This window comes from Stygiolobus sp. CP850M, from assembly GCF_037389425.1.
GTDB lineage: Archaea > Thermoproteota > Thermoprotei_A > Sulfolobales > Sulfolobaceae > Stygiolobus.
Genome location: NZ_JBBHKR010000040.1, coordinates 26,237 through 33,503, shown reverse-complemented (window position 1 = coordinate 33,503; position 7,267 = coordinate 26,237). Strand labels below are relative to the sequence as shown.

Genomic DNA, 7,267 nt, shown 5'->3' with positions numbered 1-7,267 from the left:
AATGGCAGGATGGATGGGAATGGGGTACGAGGTTGAAAGCGGAATTGATGAAAATGGAGTCAAATGGCAGAAATGGCTAGAGGAACTTACAAACTCTTGAATTTTAAGAATGTATTTTTAACAAATATTATTTCCATACCTTCTACCATTTTTTCCCGTGTATTATCAAGATTTATATTAAGCATTTTCACAGCTTAATATATAGTTATTTTGATAAATTCAGTTATTCATATTGAATGGATGTAGTATAATCAAATTTAGAAGTAAGTGGTAAAAGTTTAGCCAATTAATTAGAAATCAGCCGTACTTATACTTTATACCACCATTTGGAAACCTGAACTTAATAGCACCATAAGGACAGATAACTAACGCGCCACCACACTCTAAACATCTCTCGTAATGTACTATGATTCCACCTTCTGGTGACGGTTCATATGTACCAGCTGGACAAGATAAGGTACAAGGTTTATCTTTACAACGGAGACATTTCTCTTGGTCGACCTCTATATGCGGGGTTTTGTCTACATCATAAGTGTTAAGCCCTAAACGCTTCAATAAGGGAATCATAACATCACCTTCCTCAAGTCGTCTACAACTTTACCTAGAGAAACACCCTTCTCTTTCAGCCTAATTAAAGCGTCTGTGATCAACATCCTTCTCTCCTCACTGACAGTAAACATGTCAGATAGAACATTACATAGTATTTCAGGATAGATAGACAACGACGAGTTTATCACGCTAAACCTATTATAACCTAATCTCAGATGCTTTAAGATGAAACTCTCCTCTAACATTTTGTAGTAAATCTCTGTGTCCTCGTAGGTCTTACTCTCGACGATCTTCTTAGAGGCAATACCTGCAATAATACCAGAGCCTATAGCTAGATCCATACCCCTAATAGTAAAGCCGTCATTGATTAGGAAACCTCCGGCATCGCCTACGGCGATTACATTCTTTGTATATAAAGGAGGGAGATTATTATAGCCGTAATAAGGGATCGCATGAGCTGAATACTCTAGTACTTCCCCTTTAATTCCCATTCTTTCTCTAAAAGCCTCTATTAGGTCTTTAGCCTGAACTTCGCCTTTCGGTAGCGAATCGAAAGTCGCTGTGAACCCTATTGATAATGTGTCCTTATTGGTGTATACGAATCCTCCTCCTTTAACCCCTTTTATTGCATTGACGACAGTTATTGCCTCTCCCTCTTGTCCTTCCTGCAAATCAGCTTTTACGATCTCCTTAACTCCTAGCATCCACTTATCCGCTGTAAACCTCCTTAGACCCAGACTCCTGAACACTACTGACGTAACTCCGGATGCGTCAATCACTAGAGGTGCTCTTAATGAACCTTTGTCAGTCTCCAATGTGATTCCTCCCCCTTCCCTATAGGCGTTGTAAACGTTGGTAGAGTAGGAAATTAGCAAACCTAGATTTTCAGCCTCACTCGCCAACCATCTATCGAACTTAGCCCTAAGAACGCTGTAACTATTCCTTTTACCTCTTTCCTCAAAACTAAACGTTATCTTTCGGTTATTCTCACAGAATATGTAGTAAGTTTCCTTAGTTATTGGTCTTTCTAGGGGAGCCCTCTCCAAAGCGTCTGGTATAAGCTTAAGTAATGAGTGGATATACATTCTTCCTCCAGACACGTTCTTAGCCCCGCTGTATTCCCCTCTCTCTAGAAGGACTACGTTGAGTCCCTCCCTTACAGCAGTTATACCGGCAGATAAACCCGAGAGCCCTCCGCCCACAATTATCAAGTCGGCGTCAAAGCTCATTTGTTCCTCACCTTTTCAGTGAGTATCTTACAAAATTCTACCGCGTCACCGACGATTATGTAGTCCGCATTATTTACGATCGGAGCGTTTTTATCTTTATTTACAGCAACAATAACCTTTGCGTCCTTTATACCAGCTAAGTGTTGAGGCTGTCCCGAGATTCCTAAGGCGATGTAAAGTTTAGGCTTTACTTTCTGTCCAGACAAGCCTATTTGTCTGTCTTCGGGGAGCCACCCTAACTCAGCTGTAACAGGTCTACTTCCGCCTAACGTCCCTCCTAACGCATTCGCTAACTCCTCAGCATATTTAATGTTTTCCTTAGAGCCTATACCTCTTCCCACGCTTACAATGATCTGAGCACTTGACAAATCAACATTACCACCCTCCTTACGTTTTTCCTCCAAAATTCTGACCTTTTCGGTGCCTGGTAGGTCGACCTTAAAGACTTTACAATTTTGGTTTACTTTCACTTCCACGTTTTTCTTAACGACCGTTATCACGATAGGTAAGGTGAACTCGAGTTCTGCAATACCCATACCGCTATAAACTATCCTCTTAGCCTTGTTATCGAAAAGCTCGATCACCTCGGGAATTGTGGGTACTCTTAGAGCACCAGCAACAAGTCCGGCAACAGTCTTATCTCTTTTAGTGCTCCCCGTTATTGTCAATTCCGGTCTTAAACCTACTATGTACTCCGCGATCTTCTCCTCCTTAGCTTCTTGTCCGATAACGTGGTTCTCCTCACCGAGTTTTACCTCGCTCTTAGAGACGACTATTACTTTTTCTCCTACCATACTTAATGCTGTCTTTATAAAGTCTAAGTCCTCCGAATATACTACTGTGGTCATAACGCGTTTTCCTCCTTTAAGTATTGTATGAGTTTCTCCACGGCTTCTTCCATCTTTCCCTCTATGATTACCTTCTTCCTCTGAATCACGTAAGGGGTCAGGGAGACTATTTTGATCTTAGAAGACGAGTTACATTGGACTGTCCTTATCGGTTTTTTCTGAGATTCGAGAATTTGCTTAACGCTAGGGATCCTGGGTGTATTGATCTCTCCTACCACCGAGATTATGGCAGGTAAGTCGCTTTCGACGATTTGAGAAAAAGATGTCAAGTTTCTCTCAGCCCTTACCTTATTTTCGATAAGCGTAAGAGATCTCACGTAAGTAATCGCAGGGTATCCCAAAAGTGAAGCCAAGTAAGGTATAAGTACACCTCCACTACTATCGGTCGTGGTTTCTCCTCCGATTACTAACTTGAAGTTAATGCCTTTTATCTGCTCAGCTACATTTTCAGCAACGGACTGTACGTCCATTTCCTTCATTTCCAGTGAGATCACTTCGTCTAGTCCCATAGCTAGGGCTTCCCTTATGCTCTTTCTATCAGTGATCCCTGCAGTAATGCCTATAGCCTTAAATCCGTACTTTTCTTTTATCCTTACGGCTTCTTCGATTGCGTTTTTATCATACGTACTGATCTTAAGGGGTACATTTAAGTCGATACCGTGAGGCGTTATCCTTATCAGGGTGTCGTCTGGCACAATTTTGAAGAGAGCAACTACTGTACTCATAATTATAAATTAGTTTTAATACTTATACGTTTGACTAATGTTAATAAGTTAATAATTTTGAATATTTAAGAAATTTTTAGAGTATAAAAAGTAGAAGAAGAAAAACAAAAAGATGCTGTGTAAAATTACTTGGTTTATCTTAAAATCTTTTACTTTCCTTTCTCGGCTTTTGCCAACATGTCTAATAGCTCTTTGGGAGCGTCTTTCTCGCTTACAGCCCCCCTACCAGTCTTTCCGTTGTCGTCATAAGTGAAGGATATCATTTTTCCTACTCTCCAAACCTTCTTTATCTTTGAAGTATCTACTTCTTTCTCTTCTCCCTTATACTTGAACTTTACCTTTGCCATTTTTTCTCGATCCTCTCTATGTAGATTGTCTTTTATTAATATTTTCGTTACATATGAGGTATTACATTTAATCCAAATAGCATTAGTAACACGTTACAATTTATTTCATTATTAGCCTCACTTTTCCATTTAATACCGGCGTTCCTCCATAATCGTTCATATCAGCGGGGACTATAGCGTTTAACAACGCCTTGTCGGAGACTAAAAAGGACTTGTAGGTAAATAGAATACCTTTGGGTAAACTCTCGTCTTTCAACATTTTAACCTCGACCTTCATGTCGTTTCCCTCAAGTATTCCGTAACCTTCATAACAGCAGTTATAGACTTCAAGTTCTCTACCCCCATAAACCTCTTTAAATTGACTGTTTGTGTAGTTGGGGTGGGAGGAGAAGACTAAATAATAACCTTCAGGTGGTCTAACAAGCTCCGGTAATGGTTCGACCTTGACTTTCTTTACCTCCCTTTTGACCTCGACTTTCACTATCTTTTCCCTCTTCAACCTATCCACTGTTACACCAGTATTCCTGAGCGCGTAGTTCAAAGCACTCCACTCGTCCTCCTCTATGAGGGGATGAGAAATACTGAGTTCTTTTGCTATCATCCTCATTAACCTAATTTCGTCGATACCTTTCGCGGGTCTTATCGGTTCGTTATAAACCAGCAAGTTATGCCAATAACTATATACTACATCATGCTTTTCCAGGAACGTGGGCGCTGGGATAACTATATCGGCTACTTTTGCTGTATCGCTCAAAAAGGGATCGTGTACGATAAGCTTAACCCTCCCTTCCTTTACGGCTTTAAGAATCTTATGACTCTTAGGCAGTGAGTGTAACGGATTGGAGTTCCAAACATACAAAACCTCTATCTTTCCCTCCTCTACATAATCTCCTACCTTAGCCATTGGCACTATATTCCCCGGTCTAGAATAGTGCAGACCCCTCAAATAGTCAAAGTCGATTCCCAAGCCTTGACTGTTTGAATAGTAAAAACCGTAAGGTATTCCGAGAAGTGCTGGGATTAACGAAATGAGAGCTATAGCGTAACCACCATGATATGCCCTTCCGAGGGCAAAACCGATTATGGTAAGCGGTCTTTTTTCTATATAAATCTCAGCTATTTCCTCGATTTCAACTCTGCTCAATCCAGTTGTTTCTTCGATTTCAGCCCACGTATAGTTGTCAACATACCATCTTAACTTTTCAGGATCGTCTAACAGAGGGTTTAGTGAATTCAAATAGTTCATGAGATGTTTCAGTATACCTACTGCTAAGAAAGAATCACTAGAAGGCTTTATCACATATCTCTTGTCACTTCTTTTCGCTGTTTCACTTAACCTAACGTCTATAGCAACCTTAAACTTATTCCTCACCAAAGCCCATCCATGAATAAATGAGAAAACCGCTTCACTTCCCCAGAACACGACAGAGTCGAACTTTTCGAAGTCCTCAGGTAGTGCACCTAGTGAAGAACCATAATGAAGCTTTATCGCTTCATGACCTTCTCTAGAGCATATTGAGTAATCGGTTGATAGTGTACCTAAAGCATTCCACAGCCTAGCCGGGAAGTACCAAGTCAACAAACCCTGATTTCCGTCGTAGTCTACGTGGAGTATTTTATCTTTCGGAGTGTTCTTTACAATCTCCGCAACTTTCCTCACTGCCTCTTTCAACTCCACCTCCCTACCTTCAATTAGAGGATGTAAGACCCTATTGATTTCGTTTCTCTTTAGGTCTGTCCTACCCCTTGAACATGTAAAACCGTTTACGGGAAAAATGTTAAGGGGTTTATAATTTTCACCAGAGAAAACACAAGTGTCATAACAGTCTCTAGTACACGCTATTACCATGAGGACAACTGTGGGAGTAAGTTTAAAAAATTACCGTTAAACTCTGCTTAACCATTCCTTCACGGTAGTCATGTTCGGTCTTTGCCTCGGGTCTGGATGAACCAACCATAATAAGACCCTCTCTAAAGCATTACAGTTTTGACCCCTCATATTGCAATCGTTCACTAACCCATTGAAGTAATTGTAGTATTTGCTTACCACATCGGGATAGCTTGAGTTGGCTATCTCTGGAGGGTTAAAACCGTGAACTCCTTTGTATAGAGAGTATAAGGATGCTCCTAAGGAGAATACGTCCATCTTTGGGTCTGCAAGCGAATTAACGTTGAATTGTTCTGGAGGAGCGTATAAGGGGGAAATCTCCGTCACCCTCTGCCCTATCTTTTTAGCCGCCCCTAAATCACCCAACTTTACGATTACACTACCGTTTATAAACTGGTTAAGGATATCTTGAGTGGTCGTAAAGTTTATCTTCTTGCTCAAGAAGAAGTTCTCCGGTTTAACGTCTAGGTGTACATAACCTTCTTTGTGGACGACTTCTAAGGCACTTGCTATCTGATAGCCTATTAACGCGACTACTTTATACCACAAGGAAGAATATACCGTACGGTCATTTACAACCGCCCTAATGTCACCTCCTTCCATGTATTCCATCACTATTGCTGGGGGGCTCTGAGTATACTCCCTTAAATTGCCTTGAACAACGTTCCTTAACTTATTGGAGTCTATGTAGATAGCAAATATCTCTACGAGGTGTGGTGACTTCTTTGATAAGTTAATTAGATTAGCGGACTCCGTCTGAAGATCCTGGAATACGTCTAAGGCTATTTGTGTTAAGTCGTTTGGTGTAGTTTGGGAATACGAGATTTTTCTTATTTTCATTGCATAGTACTTCCCACCATAACTGACAAGAAAAACTACGCCGAACCCTCCCTCCCCCAGAATACCCTCTACCTTATAACCGTAAATTTTCCTACCTACCCACTTACTGTAATCAATGTCGTTAGCCTGCCTTTTAGCCTTCTGTTGCCTCGGTCTTGTAGGTTGTTGTAACAATTTCTGTTTAGCCTCTTCGAGCTTCCTGATCGCTTCGAAGAGAGTCGGCTCTAAGGTAACAGCTATATCGAACTCCTCTATAGCTTTTTTATAATTACCCATTGCGAAGTACACTAAGCCCTTATTGTAATGAATAGCGGCGTTCTTAGGGTCGAGCTTTAAAGCTTCATTATATTGCCTTATTGCTGCCTCATACTTTCCCATCTTGTAGTATACTTGCCCTTTGAGGTTATGTACCTCAATGGAGTTAGGGTTCTTTCTAGAGACCTTATTCAGCTCCTTGAGAGCCTCGTCGTACTTACCCTTATTTAGGTAAACCACTCCTAAACCCAGATGGGCAACCAAGTTGTGGGGGTCGAGCTTAATCGCGTCCTCGAACACTTTCTGAGCCTCATCGTATCTGCTGAGACCTATCAAAGATAGACCTTTGTAGTTAAGGGCTTCCACGTTTACTGGATCTACTTTCAACGCCATCTCGAACATTCCAAGGGCATCGTCGTACAACCCTTGACTATAGTATGTAATTCCCTTATGAAGATAAACATCAGAGTCCTTAATGTTATACCAAAGTGACAATTCTATCACCTTATCGAGAAAGACTAAAATATGTATTTAGGTGTAAGACCTTAAATACTTGATCACAAAATGAAGAGAGAATGATGAGAGC

General features: G+C 40.9%; 7 protein-coding genes. All 7 read right to left on the bottom strand.

Features of this window, described 5'->3' with window-relative positions; translation table 11 throughout:
• Positions 1-297: 297 nt before the first annotated feature.
• The 7 genes from WIW89_RS01980 to WIW89_RS01950 all read right to left on the bottom strand — a co-directional run bounded on the left by WIW89_RS01980 (position 298) and on the right by WIW89_RS01950 (position 7,176).
• Positions 298-567 carry a ferredoxin family protein gene (locus tag WIW89_RS01980; RefSeq protein ID WP_337719574.1) on the bottom strand — a complete coding sequence of 90 codons (270 nt, stop codon included), beginning with the start codon at positions 565-567 and terminating at the stop codon, positions 298-300.
• Positions 564-1,778, bottom strand: coding sequence for an FAD-dependent oxidoreductase (locus tag WIW89_RS01975; RefSeq protein WP_337719573.1), 1,215 nt, complete (start codon positions 1,776-1,778; stop codon positions 564-566). Before WIW89_RS01975 ends, WIW89_RS01980 begins: the two co-directional genes overlap by 4 nt.
• Positions 1,775-2,626, bottom strand: a complete 852-nt coding sequence (locus WIW89_RS01970) for an electron transfer flavoprotein subunit alpha/FixB family protein (protein WP_337719572.1) — start codon at positions 2,624-2,626, stop codon at positions 1,775-1,777. Before WIW89_RS01970 ends, WIW89_RS01975 begins: the two co-directional genes overlap by 4 nt.
• On the bottom strand, positions 2,623-3,351 hold the full coding sequence (locus WIW89_RS01965; protein WP_337719571.1) for an electron transfer flavoprotein subunit beta/FixA family protein: 729 nt from the start codon (positions 3,349-3,351) through the stop codon (positions 2,623-2,625). The genes WIW89_RS01970 and WIW89_RS01965 overlap by 4 nt, the downstream gene beginning before the upstream one ends.
• A gap of 149 nt (positions 3,352-3,500) precedes the next feature.
• Positions 3,501-3,698 carry a Sul7d family chromatin protein gene (gene sul7d / locus WIW89_RS01960; protein ID WP_156007647.1) on the bottom strand — a complete coding sequence of 66 codons (198 nt, stop codon included), beginning with the start codon at positions 3,696-3,698 and terminating at the stop codon, positions 3,501-3,503.
• Positions 3,699-3,798: 100 nt separating this feature from the next.
• Positions 3,799-5,547 carry a molybdopterin-dependent oxidoreductase gene (locus tag WIW89_RS01955; RefSeq protein WP_337719570.1) on the bottom strand — a complete coding sequence of 583 codons (1,749 nt, stop codon included), beginning with the start codon at positions 5,545-5,547 and terminating at the stop codon, positions 3,799-3,801.
• Positions 5,548-5,583: 36 nt separating this feature from the next.
• On the bottom strand, positions 5,584-7,176 hold the full coding sequence (locus WIW89_RS01950; protein WP_337719569.1) for a tetratricopeptide repeat protein: 1,593 nt from the start codon (positions 7,174-7,176) through the stop codon (positions 5,584-5,586).
• Positions 7,177-7,267: the final 91 nt, after the last annotated feature.

Excerpts from the sequence above, each read along its gene's own strand:
- WIW89_RS01970 (WP_337719572.1), bottom strand. The coding sequence starts at position 2,626 with ATGACCACAGTAGTATATTCGGAGGACTTAGACTTTATAAAGACAGCA.
- WIW89_RS01965 (WP_337719571.1), bottom strand. The coding sequence starts at position 3,351 with ATGAGTACAGTAGTTGCTCTCTTCAAAATTGTGCCAGACGACACCCTG.
- WIW89_RS01980 (WP_337719574.1), bottom strand. The coding sequence starts at position 567 with ATGATTCCCTTATTGAAGCGTTTAGGGCTTAACACTTATGATGTAGAC.
- WIW89_RS01975 (WP_337719573.1), bottom strand. The coding sequence starts at position 1,778 with ATGAGCTTTGACGCCGACTTGATAATTGTGGGCGGAGGGCTCTCGGGT.
- sul7d (WP_156007647.1), bottom strand. The coding sequence starts at position 3,698 with ATGGCAAAGGTAAAGTTCAAGTATAAGGGAGAAGAGAAAGAAGTAGAT.
- WIW89_RS01955 (WP_337719570.1), bottom strand. The coding sequence starts at position 5,547 with ATGGTAATAGCGTGTACTAGAGACTGTTATGACACTTGTGTTTTCTCT.